This is a genomic window from Zobellia uliginosa (assembly GCF_900156625.1).
GTDB lineage: Bacteria > Bacteroidota > Bacteroidia > Flavobacteriales > Flavobacteriaceae > Zobellia > Zobellia uliginosa.
On the sequence record NZ_FTOB01000002.1, the window covers coordinates 1 to 21,378 of the forward strand.

At 38.0% G+C, this 21,378-nt stretch carries 16 protein-coding genes; 2 read left to right on the forward strand and 14 right to left on the reverse strand.

Going from position 1 to position 21,378, the window contains the following annotated elements; genetic code table 11:
* Nucleotides 1-228 precede the first annotated feature (228 nt).
* A complete protein-coding gene (locus tag BW980_RS04730; protein ID WP_076453813.1) occupies nucleotides 229-684 on the forward strand; it encodes a hypothetical protein in 456 nt (151 codons plus the stop codon).
* Nucleotides 685-1,278: 594 nt separating this feature from the next.
* Here the strand turns inward: BW980_RS04730 and BW980_RS04735 are convergent.
* The 5 genes from BW980_RS04735 to BW980_RS04765 form a co-directional block, all read right to left on the reverse strand.
* Nucleotides 1,279-1,755, reverse strand: coding sequence for a hypothetical protein (locus tag BW980_RS04735; RefSeq protein WP_076453814.1), 477 nt, complete (start codon nucleotides 1,753-1,755; stop codon nucleotides 1,279-1,281).
* A 355-nt stretch (nucleotides 1,756-2,110) separates the two neighbouring features.
* Nucleotides 2,111-2,836 carry a hypothetical protein gene (locus BW980_RS04740; RefSeq protein ID WP_076453815.1) on the reverse strand — a complete coding sequence of 242 codons (726 nt, stop codon included), beginning with the start codon at nucleotides 2,834-2,836 and terminating at the stop codon, nucleotides 2,111-2,113.
* Nucleotides 2,837-3,273: 437 nt separating this feature from the next.
* Nucleotides 3,274-4,518 (reverse strand): DUF6161 domain-containing protein, encoded by a 1,245-nt coding sequence (locus BW980_RS04745; RefSeq protein ID WP_076453816.1) that lies wholly within the window; start codon nucleotides 4,516-4,518, stop codon nucleotides 3,274-3,276.
* A 505-nt stretch (nucleotides 4,519-5,023) separates the two neighbouring features.
* On the reverse strand, nucleotides 5,024-5,371 hold the full coding sequence (locus tag BW980_RS04750) for a hypothetical protein (protein WP_076453817.1): 348 nt from the start codon (nucleotides 5,369-5,371) through the stop codon (nucleotides 5,024-5,026).
* Nucleotides 5,372-6,050: 679 nt separating this feature from the next.
* The gene (locus tag BW980_RS04765) at nucleotides 6,051-6,485 is read right to left on the reverse strand and encodes an FEKKY domain-containing protein (protein ID WP_076453820.1); all 435 of its coding nucleotides are present in this window, start codon (nucleotides 6,483-6,485) and stop codon (nucleotides 6,051-6,053) included.
* A gap of 507 nt (nucleotides 6,486-6,992) precedes the next feature.
* Here BW980_RS04765 and BW980_RS04770 point away from each other — a divergent pair.
* Nucleotides 6,993-8,288: an aminotransferase class V-fold PLP-dependent enzyme gene (locus BW980_RS04770; protein WP_076453821.1), complete on the forward strand. Its 1,296-nt coding sequence runs from the start codon at nucleotides 6,993-6,995 to the stop codon at nucleotides 8,286-8,288.
* A 154-nt stretch (nucleotides 8,289-8,442) separates the two neighbouring features.
* On the opposite strand, the gene BW980_RS04775 is transcribed toward BW980_RS04770, so the two are convergent.
* The 9 genes from BW980_RS04775 to BW980_RS04815 form a co-directional block, all read right to left on the reverse strand.
* Nucleotides 8,443-9,858 (reverse strand): alkaline phosphatase, encoded by a 1,416-nt coding sequence (locus tag BW980_RS04775; RefSeq protein ID WP_076453822.1) that lies wholly within the window; start codon nucleotides 9,856-9,858, stop codon nucleotides 8,443-8,445.
* Between the two features lie 206 nt (nucleotides 9,859-10,064).
* Nucleotides 10,065-11,792, reverse strand: a complete 1,728-nt coding sequence (locus tag BW980_RS22770) for a RagB/SusD family nutrient uptake outer membrane protein (RefSeq protein WP_076453823.1) — start codon at nucleotides 11,790-11,792, stop codon at nucleotides 10,065-10,067.
* 17 nt (nucleotides 11,793-11,809) lie between these two features.
* The gene (locus BW980_RS04785; protein ID WP_175609848.1) at nucleotides 11,810-15,124 is read right to left on the reverse strand and encodes a SusC/RagA family TonB-linked outer membrane protein; all 3,315 of its coding nucleotides are present in this window, start codon (nucleotides 15,122-15,124) and stop codon (nucleotides 11,810-11,812) included.
* A gap of 137 nt (nucleotides 15,125-15,261) precedes the next feature.
* Complete coding sequence (locus BW980_RS04790; RefSeq protein ID WP_076453824.1) at nucleotides 15,262-16,392, reverse strand: FecR family protein; 1,131 nt, start codon at nucleotides 16,390-16,392, stop codon at nucleotides 15,262-15,264.
* A 77-nt stretch (nucleotides 16,393-16,469) separates the two neighbouring features.
* Entirely contained in the window at nucleotides 16,470-17,081 is a 612-nt protein-coding gene (locus BW980_RS04795; protein WP_139327600.1) for an RNA polymerase sigma factor, read from the reverse strand.
* A 504-nt stretch (nucleotides 17,082-17,585) separates the two neighbouring features.
* On the reverse strand, nucleotides 17,586-18,812 hold the full coding sequence (dsrP, locus tag BW980_RS04800; RefSeq protein WP_076453826.1) for a sulfate reduction electron transfer complex DsrMKJOP subunit DsrP: 1,227 nt from the start codon (nucleotides 18,810-18,812) through the stop codon (nucleotides 17,586-17,588).
* 82 nt (nucleotides 18,813-18,894) lie between these two features.
* Nucleotides 18,895-20,025 (reverse strand): 4Fe-4S dicluster domain-containing protein, encoded by a 1,131-nt coding sequence (locus BW980_RS04805; protein ID WP_076453827.1) that lies wholly within the window; start codon nucleotides 20,023-20,025, stop codon nucleotides 18,895-18,897.
* Between the two features lie 10 nt (nucleotides 20,026-20,035).
* Entirely contained in the window at nucleotides 20,036-20,665 is a 630-nt protein-coding gene (locus tag BW980_RS04810) for a cytochrome c3 family protein (protein WP_076453828.1), read from the reverse strand.
* The gene (locus tag BW980_RS04815; RefSeq protein WP_076453829.1) at nucleotides 20,655-21,377 is read right to left on the reverse strand and encodes a cytochrome C; all 723 of its coding nucleotides are present in this window, start codon (nucleotides 21,375-21,377) and stop codon (nucleotides 20,655-20,657) included. Before BW980_RS04815 ends, BW980_RS04810 begins: the two co-directional genes overlap by 11 nt.
* Between the last annotated feature and the right edge of the window lies 1 nt (nucleotide 21,378).

Here is a 21,378-nt window from a genome sequence, read left to right on the forward strand (position 1 = left end):
CCGAAGAAACTGATTTTGGAATCTATGGGCCTAGAATAATATTGTCTCAGATTAAGGAAGAATTTATTTGTTTTTTGCCTCAGTTCTTTGTTAGCGTTTCGTTGTTTTAGATTTAAAATATCTTTCTTTTAAACAAAATCATTTATAGAAGCTAATCTGGATTAAAAAAGTATAAGAAATAATAGGGTTTTTCTTTTTTAATTTGTCTTTATTAAAAAACACATCAAAATGTTTAGTGATACAGAAATTGCAAAAGAAATGGGACGACAACTTGTCAACACAGGTGTCGTGGATAAACGAACTTTAAGTAGCCTTATTAATAATGGTACTACCGAAAATGACGTAAGAGAGGTGGGAAATACTATAGACCAAGGTAAATTTAAAAATTATTGGAACAAAATGGAAAAATGGGTAAATGATAACGGAGGTGATTTTAAACAACTCAGTGGTAACTTAGCTCAAGGACGTAAAGAAGGTAATCCAAGAGGATTCACCGCAAAACCATTATATAATGATGCCTTTAAGGATGTTAATACTCATATAAATTCTGCTGGTTTTAAGCCTATCAAAGCAATTTCAAATCAATTACGCTTTATAGAAATTTATCAAGGTCTAGAGCAAAGCCAGTCCTCATCAAGGTCTTCAAGTCAGTCCTCATCAAGAAGATATAGACCAAGAAGATAATAAATAAAGTGAATTAGTGACAAGAAAGCTGTTATTAAAATCGTTAAAAAGAAAATAATATAAACCCTCAGTCTGTTTATATTTAAGTAGCTATTAGTCTGAGTATTGAAATGAACGCTAACGGCCCGGGACTAGGCCCTGCGGATGCGCAGCATACGCGTTAAGGGTCTGGGCTGGGCATCCGTGGGGCTTATCCCTTGTTGTGTTTCGTTTTGCTTCGGGAGGTCTCTACGGTTCTCTGAGGTCGCTCCCTATATTTTTGCGCCGCCCTTCCCGGGCCGTTGTGGCGTATTGAGCGCACCGGGAATCGAAAAAAGGTATGGGTACGGAGTGTTGCCCGTCTTGCTTTTTTCGATGTAGGGACGCGGCCGAAGGCAATTCGCCACAGCGGTTCGGCTAAGCGTAGTGCGGAGGCAAGGAAACTATTTCGTTTCCGTCTGCCGCCGTAGCTAAAGCTTATTGTTTTGCTTTTTCTTTTATTGTTCCAGAGCTAAATCCATAAGATTTAGCGACTTAGTAAATATACACAGACCTTTCGATTTTGCCCTATAGTCCGCATTACGTTTAGGTTTTGTTAGCAACTGGCTTTTCTTCTTAACCTACAATTGTGTCGTAATCCTTAATTAAAGCTCGCATTAATTTTTCACCACTTCTCCCAAGGTTTTTGTTTTTTAATCCCAAGTCTTTTCGCATTTCTACCATTATTTTGGTCATAAAAAGCAAATGTGTTCTAGAGTCCAATTCTTCATTTTCGTTTTGATTATACATAAATTGAAAATAGTCAGAAAATGCAATTATAACTTTTGGAGAAGCGTACAAAACATATTTTTTATAGAATTCATACAGTTCCGTCAGCATTTTATCAGGGTTGTTTTTTTTATTTACTTTTGTATTCGCAAATATTCCAATCATTAGGTTTACATATTGCTGATAAATCGCTCGTCTTTCCTTAGTTATTTCATTGGTTAACTCCTTTTTCTTTTCAATATTACTTTTTAATAAGTATCCTATTCCCGCACCAATTAAAGGTAATGTTACAGATAGTATAGTAATAATAGTTTGTGAATCCATTCGATTAATTATGTGAAATATCTATAGAAAGTTGCAATTCCAATTAGGAGTAGACCTATAATCCCACCAATTTTTTGAATACTAAATGATTTTCTTATGTAATCATTTTGCTCTAGATTATTCCAAAGTTTAATTTCTCGAACTCCTAATAATATTCCTATTATGAAGCAGATTAATCCAAATATTAGTTCATAATTCCACATCTAATTTTTCAGCTTGTTGCTAACGGTTAGTATATGAAAAGTAGGCGATTTTGAAGCACTAAACTTTCGGTTAAGCACGAACTTTGACACAAGCCAAAAGCTTTGATTTTATTACTGTTTCGCCTATTTTTTATATACATTGTTAGGCTTTGTTATTTTATTCTCACTATAAATTTCATAAATGAACTTGCCATTTCAATGATGATTTCTACTTCATTTTCATTTACATTGTCATTATGCTTTACATAAGTATTTTGATACTTAGAAAAGTAGTCAATTAGTTTTAGAAACATATTATTCAATTCCTTAGAACCGTTTCGTTCATTGATAAATTTGCCTAATTCCGCAATTTGATTTTCCAACGATTTACCATTTTCGAGAATAGTTTTTAGCAAAGTTTCCAATGAAAGTCTCAAGTCGTCCAATAAATTCCTTTGATGTATTCCATTTGAGTGCTTTTCTAAACAGTCATTGTAAAGTTTTAAAACTTCAGGATATTCAGAGAGCCAATGCTGTGTCTCTTCAACCAAAGATTCATTAATCTCTTCTTTTGCATTTCCTTCTCCTAATGCTCCATATCGTGAGATTAATTTTATTCTTAAATCTTTTACACCTGCGTTATTTTTAAAATGAGGAAGTTCAGATAGTTCTTTTATGATTTTAAACTGTTGTTCTGAACTAAACGCTTTTAAATTTTCTCGAAGTGCGGTTCTTTTATTGGGTAAATCTGCTGGAAATGGATATTCTGGATAAGGAATTTCGATGTCGAAGTCAATCGCATATGCTGCACTGTATTCGGCAATTCGACTTCCTGTTAATCCGTTTTGTGTTTCGGCTAGTGTGTCAGCTGCATAATTTATAAATGTTGTTGGAATCATTTAGTTGTTCTGTTTTTTTTAATAAAGCCTAACGGCCCGGGACTAGGCCCTGCGGATGCGCAGCAAACGCGTTAAGGGTCTGGGCTGGGCATCCGTGGGGCTTATCCCTTGTTGTGTTTCGTTTTGCTTCGGGAGGTCTCTACGGTTCTCTGAGGTCGCTCCCTATATTTTTGCGCCGCCCTTCCCGGGCCGTTGTGGCGTATTGAGCGCACCGGGAATCGAAAAAAGGTATGGGTACGGAGTGTTGCCCGTCTTGCTTTTTTCGATGTAGGGACGCGGCCGAAGGCAATTCGCCACAACGTGTTTGTATATGGTTTGTTGCGTGTTTTAAGCACCTAATTTAGTAAATAATTACCGACCAAGAAAGTCCGCGAGGACTTTCGTAAGTAGGCGAGAAGCCAGCAATAAATTATATACGGTGTTAGCCACTGGCTTTGTCACTTTCCAATTATTTTACTTGCAAAATCATTCGGCATTGTTGGTCCAGAATCGTCTTTTAACAAACCAGTATCAGCTCTACTGAATAGAGATTGCATAATTAAATTTTTATCCTTTTCATCTACAGCTTTATCTTTTATTAAAGCTAAATAAACATAAGTTAATTGTTCTCTTTCTTCTGCATCTCGAGCTAAATGAAATGAACTAAAAGCAACTTTGTTTAACGCTCTAATTCCAAAAGCAAGAAATGAAATAAAGGTAACATATACGATTGACCATTTTATAGCTTGTGCATTTCCTTTTACGAAACTCAATAACATTCCCTCTGGCGTTAGCCAAAGCAATAGGTAGAGAGTTATACAAGCAAATACTAAAAGACCAATTAACCAATAAATTGCTTTCCATCCTTCGTTTTTTAAAGTCGTGGCTCTTGATTTCCAGTAGTCAGCAGGTTTTTTTAATCTTAATAATTCTTCATATGTTTTTTCAAGGTCGCTTATTTTTGCTTTAGAATTTGAATCGAAATCTGAAAAACCTGTTTTTGAGTTCTCAAACCATTCGTTAAACAATGATTCTTTAGATACTTTAAACTCGTCAATTTTGTTTACATAATTTTTATAGTCATTTGATGAATTTGTCAAATGTTCTGTCAGCTGGGTTTCTGTTTCGTTTAATTGTTCTCGAAAATCATTTCTTAATTTACTTATTGAACTTTTTTCTTTATTTCGTCTATTAAGTAAATCTGTGAAGTCTTTAGTTTCAAATTCATATGCCAATATCGCTCCAATAAATTCCTGTTTGTTATTTGTTCTATGTGAACCAATAATAAAATGATAAGCACCTTGAAAAGCGTTAGGCTTTTCATTATGAATTTTCATTAAAAATTCAGTTTGTGGATTGTCATAAACAAAGTAATTTGAATTACCTCTTAATTGATTACTTTCTTGCCTCCAATAACTTTCAAGGTTTGATTCATTTTTTTGTGATTGATGTGAATTTATAAAGTTGTCTATTCTATTTCGAAGATTTGTGAAATGTCTTTTAGATTGTTCAAATTCATTCGGAATACTTTCTTGCTTTTCCCAACCGTTAATTTGTTGAGTTAAGAATTTATGAATAGAACTTAATCCTATTAGCTGAATGTCAAATTTAATATGAGCATAAACAATATTTACTTCAGCAGAATTAAACCAATTCGGTAATTCAGATTCCTTAATTTTATTTCTTAATTCTGTAGTTGTCATTGTCGTTTTTTCAGCTTGTGGCTAACGTGCTGCGGTATGGTGTCGTGCGGTTGACAGTCACGCGGAGTGTAGACTGTCAATCGTAAAACGACGACATGGTGCATATTATTTGCAATTTATAAAAAAACCGTATGCACTATACCGCTTGTTGTGCGCAGTGTTTATTTTATTACGATTTTGCCTATTATTTAAGAATCAATTAATTAGCAGTATAGTTAATACAAATAACCGTCCTTCTTGTCATTTCCGCAGTGATTTAGCCCGTTACGATATTGTGTTTTTTCATATGGCAATATCCCCCCGAAACGCTAAACAGAACTTCCTGGTTAATTTAGCTTAATATAAGATTTAAATTTAAGGGAATTTTGTTTCACATTGCGCACAACGTTGTTGTATATGGTTTGTTGCGTGTTTCAAGCAACTAATTTAGCAAATACAAACCGAATAGAAAATCCGCGAGGATTTTCGTAAGTAGGCTAGAACTAGCAATAAATTATATACGGTGTTACCCAACGTTTTTTATTCCGATTTTGTTTTCAATCCAGTCGTGAAAGTATATTATAATTCCAATTATGAAATGAAAACCAATTAATATTTGTCCTAATAATTCAGTTGAGCCTTTTGAGTACATTCCAAAAAGTCCAGAAACTATGTGATAAGCAGCTAACATAAATAAACCAACATTCGATTTCCGAGTCAAAATCAGCGTTATGAAAATCAGTTGAAAAATCAGTCGTCCAATTTGAGAAGGAAGTCTTTCTGCTCCAACTTTATTATAAACCAAAATCATTAAAATCAGTTCTACAATTAAAATCAGAATGATAGCTGAAATCAAAACAGGTCTTTCTTTCATTAGATTCGTTTTATTAGGAAAATCATACACGAGATAATAGTCAATATCAGAATTCCAATTGTTCCGTAAATCATTAAATCAATCCACATTCCAACATTGTGAATTCCTGCTGCAAATTTATTTAATAAAGGCTCAGATATAAATAACAGTAATAAAGTTAATAGTATAAATACTGCTAAATGAAATAATATAATTTTCCTTTTTCTAAACATTTATTCGCTCGGTATTGTTACAAAACCTGTCCAAATCATTACTACATAAATCAAACAGAATATTGAAAAAGCCTTAAAAAAAAGATTAAAAAATTTAAAAATCCCAGGCGCTTTCTCAACTATTCCTATGTTATTTCTGATATGAAAATCTTTCAATTTTCCAGTAATTATTGGTCCGATTATTCTAAAAAAGAAAAATCCGAAAATAAAAAATAATGAAAGTCCAATTTTAAATTTCAATTTCTACGGTTTTTGGTCAAATGTTGGGTAACGTTAAATATATGGCAAGTTGGGCAGAAAATAAGCGATTACTTTCAGTTTAGCCACAAGCCAAATCTTTTGTATTTTGTTTTAATTTTTCTCTTTTAATACCAAATCAAAAGATTTGGCGACTTTGCAAATAGACAGCAATTTTTGGGTTAAGCACTAATCGCCCAATTTGCTATATATAGTGTTGTAAAATCGTTTTATTTTTTTAACCAACCTTTAAGTCCAACAACGTCATTTCTGACCTCTTTTCTCCACTTTTTCCCAAACTCTCTATTCAAATGTTCAAATATCACTTTATTGTATGCTATTATTAATTCATTTTCTGGTCCAGTGCAACCAAACTCATAAAAGTATATTTTATAATCCTTTTCAAATTTGGGGTCAGTCGCAATTATTGTCGGTGCAATTCCACCAGCTAACAATAAAAATGGCATTCCATTTTTTATATCCATTTCCGCCATTTCCTCCGCTTTTTGTTTATCAGTTATGAAAGTCAGTTGTGAGGCTCCTGAATTGTTTATTTGTTCATCAGTCAATTCTCCAATTCTTGAGAATATTATTGTTTCATTGTCAGATTGAGAATTCGCATTAAATGCAAAAAGTCCGGTTATTATTACTAATATGTATTTCATTATTTTTCTGAATGAATCGTTGGTTCTAAAAAAACACTAAATTTTTATTACTCAATATTAATTACTTTTTCTATTTCTGAAAAATCAGAATGAGTAAACCATTCTTTTCGCTGAGTAAAGTGTCTTTTTAAATGTTTTACAACTAGTGGATATACGGCATTTGCCGCATAACATGGTTATTTTAGGATAAATCTAATACTTTTTACGCAAAATCTATATATTCGCTATAACTATGTCCGTTCGTTATTTTGTGAAAATATAGGAGGTTAAACGGCATAGTAAAAATATGGGTTACAGTTTTTTATGAATGCTAATGATGAGCGGGGGTTTTTTGCACTAGAGATTATATGACTCCTAATTCAACTTAAATTCAATTCAATAAAAAGAACGGTTTTATGTTGTAAATAGCTGTGTTTTCTAAATTGATTGTGTAAATTTATACGTAATACTATTGTAGTAAATATCGCAATTTAACTTCGTAAAATGATATAAAATACGGTATACCCTATGTCTTACACAGAAAGAAGAAGGTTTCTTAAGAATACTATTAAAGCGGCCACCGCAATGACTGCGTTTTCTTGTTTGGAAACCGTGGGCATGCCGAAAGCATACAAAACTATGGCAGACCATAAAAATGTACCTGCCAAGACACTTGCAAAAGACGAAGATTATTGGAACGAAATTAGAAAAGCCTTTCGCGTATCTCCTGACTTTATTAACCTTGAGAACGGATACTACAGTTTAACATCGTCTCCGGTTACCAACGCCGAGGTAGATTACCTAAAAACGGTAAATGCGAATCATTCTTTTTATTTGCGTCGCGATTATAAAAAAGACCGGGCGAGAGTCTTGATCGAAGTGGCGGAACTTGCCGGCTGTTCCCCTGAAGAACTGATATTATGCCGCAACACCACCGAGGCTTTAGATACGATAATCATGGGCCTTGATTTAAAGCCCGGAGACGAGGTGGTCATGACAAACCAAGACTATTACAGTGTCTTGCAATGTTGGGCCATGAGGGCCAGAAGGTTTGGCTCTGTCAACAAAATTATCTCCCTGCCTTTCCACCCCAAGTCAGATGAGGAAATCGTAGCCGCATACGAGCGAGCGATAAGCCCTAAAACCAAGGTTTTGATGGTTACCCATCTCATTAATACCACGGGCCAAATACTACCGGTGCGGAAAATAGCCGATATGGCACACCGCCATGGTGTGGAAGTAATATCCGATTCTGCCCATGCCTTTGCCCATGTTAATTTTAAAATACCGGATCTCGACTGTGATTACCTTGGTGCTAGTCTACATAAGTGGCTAGGGGCGCCTCTAGGTACGGGTATTTTATATATGAAGAAGGAAAAAATAGAGAAAGTATGGCCCCTTTACGGAGATGATAAATACCCGGATGACGACATGCGCAAATTTGGTCATATAGGTACGATTCCGTGCCATAATGAGCTGGCCATCACAGATGCAATTACCTTTCACCATAAAATAGGGGCGGAGCAAAAGGAAGAACGACTACGTTACTTAACGGACTATTGGTTGGACAAGGTCAGGGATGTTTCGGGGGTTATCGTTAACACACCGCGGCAGGCCCAACGGCATTGCGCCATTTCCAATGTAGGGATCAAAGGTGTAGATGCTACCGAACTGGCAGAAATTTTGTTTGAGCGATACGGGATCTTTACGGTAACCAAAAACAATCAAGAAATGAGCGGGGTTAGGGTAACCCCGCATTTGTACAATTCCCTATCGGATTTAGATAAGTTGGTATCGGCAATTCAGGAAATAGCCAGCACTTAAGTGTCGCGATGTTAATGTACTACTGCCTAAGTGTTCTTTTTTGTATTAAAAACTGAAGATGATCTGGTCTTCGGTATTATCGTTTAAAGATGGCGGAGACGCTAGGTTATACTAAAGAATGATTTTTGATGATCGACCGGGGTCAACCCGTTTTTTAAAATATATTTTCAACTTCCGCCGCTGCTAGCATTAAATAGTGTAAATCTGTGTTTTTAATAAACGGTTTTAACAATTGGCTTCTCGGTCCGAACATAGCTAACTCAACATAATCTGCGGAATGTTTCATGCTGATCCATCCTATTGAGGTGTGTTTCTGTTGTATTTCCGCCAATAATTTAAAAGGCAAATGCCTCGGGTTATAAAGTCCTTCCTCTGAATGTACATCTGTATAATGGCTTAATAATTGTTTCGTTTCTTCATTGGTAAGAACAATACCTGTGGCATAATTCACTCGCTCTTTGATTTGCGATACGGATGTCTCTTTTCCGATTCCACTCAAAATCCAGTCATTCGTATGCTTGTATTTCTGAAGTGAATCAAAATTACCATTCGCTTCATTTCCATAGATAAGGCCTGGGTTGGCATTGCCGTGGTCAGTTGTGATAATAACTAAAGTCTCTCCGTCTTGCTCCGCAAAATCCATGGCTACTTGTATTGCTTCGTCATGGGCTATTTGATCATAAATAAGTCCGGCAATATCGTTGCCATGTGCGGCCCAGTCTACTTTTCCCGCTTCGACCTGTAAGACAAAACCTTTGGGGTGGTCTTTCATGGCTTCTATGGCTTTTTGCGTCATCTCGGCAAGCGTGGGTACTTTTTGCTGTAGCTCCTTGCTATTTTCTCGGTCTATGGAATACGGAAATCCGTTATCATGAAAAACGCCTAAAATGGGTTGGTCGATAGATGCGGAAAGCATCTCACTTCTTGTTTTGACCACTTTATAACCTTTTGATGTGAAATTTTGGTACATGTCTTTCTTGTCTTTCCGCTTCTCCGGAGAAAAGTAGGTATCGCCGCCCCCCATCATCACATCAAATTTTTGTTGCAGATATTTTTCTGCGATTCGCTCTTGATTGCTACGGGATTTTTGATTTATACAGAATCCGGCAGGGGTTGCATGGGTTATGGGAACCGTAGTAACACAACCGGCCTTTTTTTCCGCTTTTTTGAATTTTTGCCATAACGGCATATGTTCTTCCCCTCTTGTTCCTATATTTAAGGAACCACTGTATACGCGCACACCGCAACCCCATGAAGAACTGGCCGCGGCAGAATCTGTGACTATAGAACTGGCCGAAGCCATGTCCATTAAGGACCTACTTACCCTATTGTCAGTGTACAACTGTAGCCAATTAGAGCCCGTTCCGTACTTTCTTGAAAGATATAGGTCTGTCATATGAAGTGTTCCCGAACTCATTCCATCACTAATGATCATGATGATATTCTTGGCTTTTTTTGTGTTTTGGGCCAAGTCATACCCCATATTATTAGCGGATGAATCAAAAGGCTTAAATAGAGATGATCCGATTATTCCTAAAGACCCATTTTTTAAAAAAAATCGTCTATTCATTTTAATAGAATTATTAATTGCTTAAGACTATACGTTAAACCGGTAGGCTGTCTTGAGTAATATTATAGTGGTAAATGATTTTTGTAGAACTTTACCCGTAAGAAGAAAGTAATAGATAGCATGATAGAACATACTATCTATTACAATACTACTTTGGGGCAATTAGGCAATACTCGTATTCAAGTGTACTCTGCTTGAATCTACACTTATAGATAATTTGGGTTTTGGGTTAAATTCGGGTTATAAAGAATCTCGTCTTGCGGTATGGGGTAAAGATTATATTTATCATCTACATCTTTTCCTTCATGATTGGTATTGCCTGAAGTATCTTGACCTTTCCAGTCCCAGTTATACCCTTTGGTAAATTTATTGAAACGAATTAGGTCTGTACGTCTTATTGATTCGGTCCATAACTCCCTTGCTCGTTCATCTAAAATAAAATCTAGGTCTAGTTGGGAATCGGTTATCGATCCGTCCGCTACATTCCTGTCCGAAATATAATTGCCGGAATTATAGGCACGATGACGTACTTCGTTTACAAAACTCAAGGCTTCCGCTCTTGATCCCGAGCCTCCGCGTAGAATGGCTTCGGCAGCCATTAAATAAGCATCGGCCTTTCTGAACATGGGAAATGCGATACTTACATACTGTTCTCTCTGATCTTCTCCCGTAGCCCTATCTTTTGTTACATTTCTCCACTTCGTAAAAGTATATCCCAAAGTTATGTTTTTCTCAAAAGGTTCGTTTTCTCTCCAGGTCTCCTTCTGATGCGGAACTACTGGGTTTTTGCTCTGGTCTCCTGTTAATGGCCCTCCGTAAAATAGTGCGCGTTTGTCTTTCTTTTTATCGCACCATGTGTCTAAAGGATCATAGGTTTGGTCTTCTATATCGAATTTATCGATCAAGTTGGTTTTTAGGCGTCCATTTATGTTCCAAGGAGCATCACTTGTTATTCCTAATTCCAAGCCTTGGTTGATCATAAATTTATGACTGGAGTACTTAATTAAAAAGTTAGTTCCACCATGGCTTTGGCTATTGGTGTCATCATGTGGTTGTGCCCAAATAATTTCAGGACTGGTATCGTTGTCTTTTAAGAAATTCTCAATATAATTTGGTGCCAATGCATAATTGGGATCTTCGATCACTTTTTTAGCATAGCGATATGCTTCATCGTAGTAACTTTCTTTTGTGTAAACTTCTCCGTTCAGATATAATCGGCTCAATGCAAACCAAGCGGCCACTTGATTCACTCTACCGAAAACTTTTTTATCCGCAGGCATTAAATCGTCTTCTATATCGAGAAGTTCACTTTCTACATATTTAAAAATTTCGGTGCGTGTTTTTTGAACAGGATAGGCACCATTGGGCGAAGATTCATCAATCCAGCCCACAGATCCATAAAGGTCGCACAGGAGATAGTAACAATACGCCCTGAGAAATCGGGCTTCCGCCCTCCAATAGCCAACTTCATCTTTCGCCTCATTATATACCCCGTAACGCTCCATTACATTTTGCTCTGTCTTTCTAAGAAATTCATTACAAAATGCTATAGATATCCATAAGCGATAATACATATTGCCTACAACTTCAGTTCCTGGGTTCCAATTCATGCTGATAAGTGTCCATGTACCGTTACCACTGGAACTATGAAACAAAACTTCATCTGTCGGGCATTCCTGCAGATAAAACAAAGCCCTATTAAACGTGCTTCTGCCCCCATCTCTGGAAATGTCTACGTCACCGTCGCCTTGACCCTGTAGTACGAAAGATGCATAACACTTTGCCAACATTCCCACATAACCATCGTAAGTAGAATATACTTCATCCTCTATGAGTAAGGTAGAATCTATGGGTTGTAAATCTAGTTCCTCACATGAGGAAAATAAAAAAAAGCTTAAAAATGTAATTTTTAAATATATATTGAATCGTTTCATTGCTTTATACTTTTGTGTTAGAACTTCAGGTTGGCGGAAAACATAAATATTTGCGGTCTCGGATAACTTGATCCATCAATACCGCTATAGACCTCTGGGTCGATACCAGGGTATGATGTAATCATGAATACGTTTTGAACACCTGTGGATAAACGTAGAGATTCAATATTCTTTGTTAATTCGGTAAAGGTATACCCTGCCGTGATATTGTCTAATTTGAAGTAGTCGCCTTTATGTAACCAATGATCCGAAAAACGGTGCTCTTGAGACCATTCTGGGGTGTTGACCAAGGAATTTTTAGGATTTAATCCGTAGGTATCATATAGGGATTCATCTGAACCGCGCGACGCCGTTTCCCAAAAAACATATTGCCCAAAGGCAAAGTGACCATTAAGTCCAAAATCCCAATTTTTATATTTTACACTAGTAGACAATCCTCCATAATAGGGAACCAAAGAGCTTTTTCCCGTGTCAAATTTGTTGGCATCGTTAGTATCGTCATAGACATAGGGTTCTGAATCAGGAAGGTTCGGGTCATAAACCGGGTTATGAAAAACGCCGTCCAATGGTTTTCCGGTATCCTCGTCATAAACTTGTTTTGCTAAGAAAAAGGTATAGGGCGTATTGCCTATTTTATGAATTTGGGCATAACGGCTAGAACCTATGCTCCCGGTTTTTATAAAGGTACTTTCAGGGTCTCCGTCATATACCGTCAATTTTCTTATTTCAGAATTATTATAAGCGAAATTGGCATTTAAAGACCAGGTAAAATCAGCTGTATTTACAAGAATGCTTCCTAGGGAAACCTCAATACCGTTGCTTTCCATCTCCCCGATATTCTGATCTATTGTATCTGAGAAATTACTTCCGGCGGGAACCCTGACATCTTTCATCAACAAATGGTCCGTTAACCTTTTGTACAATTCGATAGCGCCGTAAAGGCGGCTGTTATTAACGCCCCAGTCGAGACCTAGATTGTAACTAGAGGTCACTTCCCATTGAATGGAGCGGTCGTATGCATTAGGGCGATATGTGGTATAAAATGTATCTCCAAACCTATATCTTGAATCTTCAAGGGAAGATCTATAGGTTGTTTGATAGGCATAATCATTATCAATATTCTGTTGCCCTGTCTGTCCGTAACTTAAACGGAGCTTAAGGTCTGAAATAACCTCTGAATTTTTTAAGAAGGCTTCTTCATTAAGTTTCCAGGCAAGGGCTCCCGAGGGAAAGTATCCCCAACGGTTTTCGGGGGCAAATCTTGATGATGCATCGGCGCGTAGGGTAAAAGTAAACAGGTACTTACTGTCAAAACCGTAATTGAAGCGACCAAAATAAGAGGACAAGGCGCGTTCGGATGCTCCTGAGGCCCCTATTTCGTATTCTTCGTCCGTATTATTGAGCAAAATAGGAGAGTTTTCCCATCGGCTATAATATTTTTCGCCAGTGTGCCCCAATGTAAAATCAATAGCATGCCGCTTTCCTAATATTTGCTTATAATTAGCATAGTACTCTTGGATGAAAATTCGGGAATACGAATCGTTCCAGTAGTTTACCCCGGTCCCTGTTCCTCCATAGGAATCCCACGTTTGGGGGGAATTGTCCAATACCTTACCGGTATTGTAATAATCGTTGGCCGTGAGACCGAAGTTTGCGGTAAGGGTTAAGTTTTCGAACCCATGAACCTTATAGTCTAGCTTAAAATTTGTTGCCGTTCGGTAATTTTCAGAATACCCCCTGGCCAAGTCTACATCGGCTACCGGGTTTGTGGCATTTGTAGGTAATGTTCCATTTTTATCGGCCCCGAACATGTAGTAACCTAGTCCCATATTATCCGGATATGTCGCATAAATAGGGGCGGTAGGATCCATAAAAGCAGCCTGTTCAACTGGACTTTGACTTTTGGGAATACGGGTATAAGCTTCTTTAAAGGTGATATTTGCCTTGAGGTGCTCTTTAAAAAAAGATGGGTTCAGGTTGATTGCCAGTGTGGCTAAATCTTTTTTTGAGTTTTTGATCGTCCCATTGTCATTTTGATATCCAAGTGAAACGCGGTAAGGCGTATAGGGCAAAGCTCCTTCGGCAGAAATGGTATGTCTCTGTGTATAGCTGGTCCTGTAAATTTCGTCCTGCCAATCTGTATCATTATTACCTAATAAGGATCCCAAGTCTGGGTACCGATTTAAAAACTCGGTTCTAAACTCATCCGTATTGTAAACATCTAAATGTCTTACATTCTTATTTACGGAAAAATCGCCGCGATAATTAAATGATGGGGAAACTGCTTGCCCCTCATAAGAAGCCTTTCCTCTTTTCGTTGTTACAATGATGACACCATTGGCTCCCCGTGATCCATAAATAGCGGTTGATGATGCGTCTTTAAGAACGGTTATATTTGCTATATCATCGCTATTAAGTTGATTAAAACTTTCTCCTGCGACTCCATCGACCACTATTAAAGGGGAATTTGAGGCGTTAAGGGAAGCGCCTTGTCTTATTCGAATCGTACCACTGGAATCAGGATTGCCAGAGGGCATCGTAATTTGTAGACCAGCTACCTTTCCCAGCAATAAATCTGTCGTTTTTGTTGAAATTCCCCTATTTTGTTCATCGGGCTTGATCGAAATAATCGAACCGGTGGCATCCTTCTTGCGAACCTCACCATAACCTACTACTACCACTTCATCCAGTCCGGCTGCATTTTCTTCTAGTACAATGGTAATGTCCGTCCTTCCATTTAGTACAATTTCTTTAGTAGAAAAACCGATGTATGACACTATTAAAATAGCATTCTCGTCACTGACGTTAAGCGTGAAATTTCCGTCAAAGTCGGTTTGTGTGCCGTTTGTGGTGCCTTTTTCAATAATATTTGCACCCAATAAAGGAACTTTATTTTTATCGGTTACAATTCCTCTGATCGTATGTTGGATCAGTTGTGGTTCAACTTCCTTTACGACAACCCTTGGAACCTGTTTTTTTACCAAATAGATTTGATTCTCAATTATTTTATAGTCCGTCTGGGATTTTCCAAATACCGCATCAAGGACGGTAGTGATTTTTTCGTTCTCGAATTTGTGGGATATGAAACGATTGAGAACCACATCTTCCTTTTGATAAACAAACCTAAAATCAGTTGTACTCTCAATGGTATCGATAAATCTTTCCACGGTCTCCCTTTTGAGGTTTAAAGTGACTTTGTCTTCTTGTCCGTAGACAGTTTTAGCTTGAGCTCCGAAAATTGCACAAAACAAAAAGAGCATACTAAACTTCATTTTTAAATCGATTTTAGGGAAGGGAATAAATTTTCTTGCTGGTATAAGCGGTTTTTTCATACTTTTATAGTGTAAATTGTGGTTAAAATTTATTTTAATCATTGTAATCCAATCGAGGAATGTTGCCGCATTTCTCGATTGTCTTTTTAACTCTATTTGAAGATTGGATTTTTACATAGGCTATTGATAATTTTTTGTTATTCGATAGTTATTTTCTTGTTCTCAATTTTATAGGTAAGACCGTAGACATCCTTTAGGCCATCCAATACTTTTTCGATCGGAACGGCCCCGAAACTTGCATTGAACTCTTTGTTGGAAAGATTTTTGTTAAGATTAATGATGGTCACTCCGTAATATCGTTCCAATTTTTTAAGGATATTTTCAAAAGTCATATCCCTAAATACCAGTTCTCCATTTCGCCAAGCGGTGTACACGTCAATAACTACGGGTTTCACCTGAATTTTTCCACTTTCTTTGCTAAAGGTTGCTTTATTCCCAGGGGTCATCATGGTACTATTGGTCGTATCAAAAACCTGGGTACTATCGTATAGGCCTACGGAGCCTTCTACCAACACTACCTCGGAAGTCTCATCCTCAGGATAGGCCAATACGTTGAACTGTGTTCCTAGAACACGTATATTAAAGTTTTCTACATGAACGATAAATGGATGGTTTTTATCTTTTGCAACGTCTAAATACGCTTCTCCCGTAATAAACACCTCCCTGTCTTTTCCTTCTAAAAATTGCACGGGGTATGTAAGCGAAGAACCTGCGTTTAGGTGGGCTCTAGTGCCATCTGATAGGTGTAGCTCAAAGCGTTTTCCATAGGGAACGGTAAGAGTGTTATAAGCTAGTTTGTCACTCGTTTCTTTTTGGTCATAAACTAATTGATTGCCCGTTTGATAGCCCATCAAATTGCCGTTCTGGTTAAAAACCGACAGGGTATCATTTTCCTTTATCGTTTTGATGGTTCCATCTTCAAGCTCAAGGGTTATAACATTTTCGGGCAGTGCTATGGTTTCTGATTTGGAAAAATAGAAAAGGAAGAAATAGCTCGAGACCAATAATCCTATAAAAACAGCGGCAATTCGAGAGGCTTTTTTTATTTTCCTAATTTTGTTTCTTCGCTTGTTTTGGTCAGATACCCCCGAATGGATATTGCTTAAGATCTTGACTCTTAACCTTTCTTCTTTCGAGAGACTCCAAGATTTGGATATATCGTCTACTTGTACTTGCTTACAATATTGAAATAGTACATCTTCTTCCTCTTTGGAACATATATTATTGTTATATTTTTCTATTAAATCGAAAAATTCTTTTTTGGTCATAATCTCCTGTTAACAACAGCAAGACGCAAAAAGAATGTACAACGCACACAAAAAAAATAATTTTGAGTAGATAATGTTCAGATAATGACCAAGAGGCAATAAATAATGAGGGAAAAGTGAAGAAATAAAAAAGTCAAAGAAACACCGGTATGTATGATGTTTCGAAGATGTTTTAGTGCTCGGTGCAGTTGATTCTCTACCGTGCGATGCGAGATTTTGAAATGATTTGCTATCTGTGTGATAGAATATTCTTCGTATCTACTCATGTAAAATATGGCCCTACACCGTCTAGGAAGATCGTTTAATGCCCGTTCAATAGTTTTTTCTAGATCCTCTCTTTCTAAGGCTAACTCTATTTTATTGGGAATTGACAGGTTACTAATAATTGCTTCCTCTACGAAAGAAAGTTTTTCTTTGCGAATTTTGGAGATCGCTTTATTTCTAACGGCGTTAAAAAGATAAGCCTTTAAATTTTGAATCTGTATTTCAGCCCTTTTGGTCCAAATGGTAATAAAGACTTCTTGAAGGGTATCCTCAACATATCCTTCATCCTTTAAAATATTGTAGGTGTAGACAAAAAGCCTCTTCCAATATCTATTGTAAATTTGGTTAAATGCCAATAAGTTGTCCTCTTTCATCAAAAGTAAGAGACGATTATCCGACAGTTTATCAAGAGTATTTTTATCCAATTTAGACGATATTTTGACCAAAATAAATAAAATTCTTGAACAGGAGCTAGTTTTGAATATTAAAGAATTATTAGTTATGTATTAAAAAAGTAATATTTTAATAACCAATTTGTCAATAAATAATGTTATAAGTAGGGAAATCAATAAAAATGCTATGGTGTTAATTTTAGTTGAAGTTTTTGTGTTTTTACGGTTAAATCGATCGTAAATGAAATATTACAATCGTCGACCTCTTCTATAGAGGTATGAAATTAACCCAAATTCGCATAGCTCAAGAGCAGGGGGTAAGCAAGCGTGTTTTTGGCCACGAACTCGAACGTCATATTGGCGCGATGGGCCAGAAGGGAATAGAAGCTTCACCGGTATACCTTCGCCGCTTGCAAAATCGCTACGGTAGATTACACTACAAATGAATCAAGACTGCCCCCAATGTGCTAAAGTTCCGTATCGTCCCTTTACGGGTATCCTAGCCCTTTATGTATGTTTCGGGAAGCGTTGTAAGGCCTAAGCTTTTTTGCCCTTATACCGTAATTCGCCCAGTTCAATACCAATGGCAGTTTTGGCAAGAATGGTAAATATAAAGGCACCCATTGCCCAAATGCCGATAGTTACGCCAATTTCTACGCCGGTGGGCAGGTATTCGACTATTTTACCGTAAGGCCCGGGAATGAAGCCAGGAACGATCAAACCAAAGCCCTTTTCTATCCATATCGCTACAAATAGCATAAAGCAGCAGAAGTATAATACCTTTAGGTTATTTCTAAATTTGTTGAACGTCAGTATCACCGTGGCAAGAACGTTTAGAGGTATAGCGGTCCAAATCCATGGTAGTAGTGCATTTTTGCCATGTAGGCCAAAGAAGAGGTAATAGGCACTTTCACTATGGTGTGTAGGGGCATAAAATTCTTTGAACAGTTCAGAGACCAGCATAATCAAGTTGATCTGAGCGGCAACGGTTACGATCATAGCTATTTTCTTGATCGTTTTGTCTTCTATCTTGAATGCCGTAAAAGAACGTATAACGGCTAAAACTAAAATAATAAGTGCAGGCCCAGCTGCAAATGCCGATGCCAAGAAACGAGGCCCTAACAACGCATTGTTCCAAAAAGGACGTGCCTGCAGACCTTGATATAAAAAGGCGGTTACCAAGTGAATGCCCACGGCCCAAAATACGGATAGAATTGCACCGGGCACATATACGCTTTTCTTTGATTCTTTGTTCTGATAGTGCTTAAAGAGGATGTAAAACGGAATACTGATATTAATGAAAAGATATCCGTTTAATACAATAACGTCCCAAGTCAACATGGAGTTCGGGAAGTTGAAAACCCCGATACCGGGAATCATATGCCATAACACGGATGGTCCGCCCATATCGGCGACTACAAAGGCTAAACACATGATTAAGGCCGCTACGGCCAGTCCTTCGCCGATTAATACGGCTTGTTTAAAATCGATATCCTTTAAAACATAGGTAGGCATTACCAACATTACGGCAGCCGCGGCAACACCTACTAAAAAAGTAAAGTTCGAAATGTACAGTCCCCAGCTAACGCGATCGGACATTCCCGTAGCGCTAAGCCCTTCCTCTAATTGAATGGAATAACAATACATGCCGATTAGCATCACAAGGGTAAGAAACCCCATCCAAAGATGATACTTTTTAGACCCCTTGGTTATGGTATCTAAACTATCGACCACCAAACTTCTAAATACTTTAAATGCTCCCATTGTATATTATTTTAAAATCTGCCGGTTTAGAATTTCTGGTATTCTAGACCTTGTGATTTATATGCTTTCCTTTATGACGTTCTTAGTCCATGAAGTACCAAAACTTGGGTTCTGTGCCCAGATCTTCTTTTAGTCTAAATACTTTCTTGTTTTCAAGTACCCATCTTATGGTGCTGTTAGGGTCTAATAGATTGCCGAAAATTCTAGCTCCGGTAGGGCATGCTTCTACACAGGCCGGGTTTTTTCCTTTTCGCGTACGTTGCACACAGAAAGTACATTTCTCCATGACGCCTTTCTTGCGCATTCTGTTCCCTAAGTAATGTTGATTTTTGTTTACTTCGTTTTCGGGAACTTCGGGTTTGCTCCAGTTAAAGCGTCTTCCATCGTAAGGGCAGGCGGCCATACAGTAACGGCAACCAACGCACCAATCGTAATCTATGACTACAAGTCCGTCTTCCTCTTTCCACGTTGCCTGCACGGGGCAAACTTCCACACAGGGAGGGTTATCGCAATGAAAACATTGTGTTCCCATATAGAAATGACCTTCTGCCGGCACCTCGTGGTAATAGTTGTCATCCGCTTTGTCGAACTTGAAACCTTCCCCATCTTTCATCTCGTGTATGCGGATATATTGCATTTCTGAATTTCGGTCTTGGTTGTTCTCTTCTACACAGGCGCTGACACAATTCATATAGCCTTGGCACTTAGATATGTTGAAGGCATAGCCGAAGAGCACATCTTCTGCCGCATTTTCCGCGGTCATATTTATGTTTTTATTCGTCCGCAGTTCATAGGAGCGCATCAGTCTGTTTATAGTAGCTTGTTTTTCCTCATCGGTCATGAGTTTATAGTTTCCCTTAAACTGTTCCTCCCAATCGATCTGGGCCTTTTCCTTGGTATCACTTCCAGCGGTTACACTACATGAGGTGGTTATCGCGCCAGCACCGATTAAAAGGCTGGCAGTTAGTTTTTTAAAGGCACTCCTTCGGTCCATCTTTACATCAAAAACCTGCTCAAAGCCATCGCGGTGGCGTTCTTCGCCAATAGATGCATTAATGGCGGCCTCGTAAAACTCGTCGGCGCTTAGTTCCTCTTCTTTTTTTTGGCCGCTATTACAGCTTCCCTTAGATTTACCGCAACCACAAGAACCCGAAGATTCTTTTCTGTTATTTAGACCTAGGTCTAGAGAGTACCATTTTTTATTATCGCTCATACCTTTATTTTTAATGACCTAAACCTTCGTTACGTTCTATAGCCGTTTTTGTATTGAATCGCACGGGCCATCTAGTTTCAAAACTGGGACTGTGCGGATTATGACAATTCACACAGGTGTTAGATGCTCGTGGAGGAGCCCATCCTGCTACTTTCTTGCCATGGGCACCACCTTTCCAATCTTCAAATTGATTCGAATGGCATTGTGCACATAGTTTGTAGCTTAAATTGAAATCTATATTTTTTCCTGTCAATGTATGTAGCTGGTTCATGTCTTCCCCGTTATGGCAGGTGGCACAGTTCATGGCATCGCTATTGGCGTGATCGAGTTTAATATCCCAGTGCGCTTTTGGCGCATCTTTACCGATCATCTGCGAGACCGGTTTACTATGGCACTCTGTACAGGCATATGATTTTATTTGTCCTTTCCGTTCTGGAATAAGGAAGGTATGTTCGCCTTCCGTGATTTCTATTAACTCTGTATCGGTCAATAATCCTTCAGAAGTCAGGGGGCCATGATATGGTTTGCTTTCGCCTTCTATCTTATCGGATATCGAATGATATTCCCCTTCCTCTTTACAAGAGAATAAGGACATCCCTAGAAGTACAACTACGAAATATATTAGCGTTCTATTTTTCATTTAGTTTATCGAATTGTCTTAGAAATGTATTCGCATCAACGGTTGGTTGCTCACTATGTTTTGGCAAATGACATTGTCTACAATTAATACGGTCCGGATGCGAAACCCTAATTTCCTTAGGGGCACTTGGTCCTCCGTGACACGAAATACAGTTTTCTCTCATTTGTAATTGATGCGGTATCATTGGTGGACCTCCTAGCAATGCATTATTTGCACCGAGTCCCACTTTTGGTGGTTCCGGTTTTGTAAATCCATTTTCTTTAAAGTTGCTAGTGGTGTTTTGGGTAACGTGGCATTGACGACAGTTTACCATTTCCGGATGCGGGGTAACAGGGGCATAGGCATTGAATTTTTCTACAAAACCACCGTTCTGGTGACATTGTATACACGTGTTGCCTCCAAAGCTGCGCTCTTTTGCTACAGGGTGGGGAATACTTGGCGGTGCTCCCGGATAGGCCCTGTTATCATAATACGTGTCTAGTGTACGTTGGTGGTTTTCATCTACGGGCATATTCAGGTAATCCAAACCTGCACCTGCATCGTCAAATCGTCTGAAAGCACCACTTTCCGATGGAATAAAGTTTCCCGTAGGCGTTTCGATAACAGGTGTGTAGGCTTCTTCCAAACCCTGTTCATAGCTGTAGTTCCATACCACGATAAAGGCGATAAAGATCACCACAAAAAACGATATGATTCCAAGTCTTTTTTTCATA

Bases quoted from the DNA above. Each gene is read 5' to 3' on its own strand.
- BW980_RS04740 (WP_076453815.1), bottom strand. From the start codon at position 2,836: ATGATTCCAACAACATTTATAAATTATGCAGCTGACACACTAGCCGAA.
- BW980_RS04790 (WP_076453824.1), bottom strand. From the start codon at position 16,392: ATGACCAAAAAAGAATTTTTCGATTTAATAGAAAAATATAACAATAAT.
- BW980_RS04785 (WP_175609848.1), bottom strand. From the start codon at position 15,124: ATGAAAAAACCGCTTATACCAGCAAGAAAATTTATTCCCTTCCCTAAA.
- BW980_RS04750 (WP_076453817.1), bottom strand. From the start codon at position 5,371: ATGAAAGAAAGACCTGTTTTGATTTCAGCTATCATTCTGATTTTAATT.
- BW980_RS04770 (WP_076453821.1), top strand. From the start codon at position 6,993: ATGTCTTACACAGAAAGAAGAAGGTTTCTTAAGAATACTATTAAAGCG.
- BW980_RS04810 (WP_076453828.1), bottom strand. From the start codon at position 20,665: ATGAAAAATAGAACGCTAATATATTTCGTAGTTGTACTTCTAGGGATG.
- BW980_RS04730 (WP_076453813.1), top strand. From the start codon at position 229: ATGTTTAGTGATACAGAAATTGCAAAAGAAATGGGACGACAACTTGTC.
- BW980_RS04775 (WP_076453822.1), bottom strand. From the start codon at position 9,858: ATGAATAGACGATTTTTTTTAAAAAATGGGTCTTTAGGAATAATCGGA.
- BW980_RS04745 (WP_076453816.1), bottom strand. From the start codon at position 4,518: ATGACAACTACAGAATTAAGAAATAAAATTAAGGAATCTGAATTACCG.
- BW980_RS04765 (WP_076453820.1), bottom strand. From the start codon at position 6,485: ATGAAATACATATTAGTAATAATAACCGGACTTTTTGCATTTAATGCG.
- BW980_RS04805 (WP_076453827.1), bottom strand. From the start codon at position 20,025: ATGAGCGATAATAAAAAATGGTACTCTCTAGACCTAGGTCTAAATAAC.
- BW980_RS22770 (WP_076453823.1), bottom strand. From the start codon at position 11,792: ATGAAACGATTCAATATATATTTAAAAATTACATTTTTAAGCTTTTTT.
- BW980_RS04735 (WP_076453814.1), bottom strand. From the start codon at position 1,755: ATGGATTCACAAACTATTATTACTATACTATCTGTAACATTACCTTTA.
- BW980_RS04815 (WP_076453829.1), bottom strand. From the start codon at position 21,377: ATGAAAAAAAGACTTGGAATCATATCGTTTTTTGTGGTGATCTTTATC.
- dsrP (WP_076453826.1), bottom strand. From the start codon at position 18,812: ATGGGAGCATTTAAAGTATTTAGAAGTTTGGTGGTCGATAGTTTAGAT.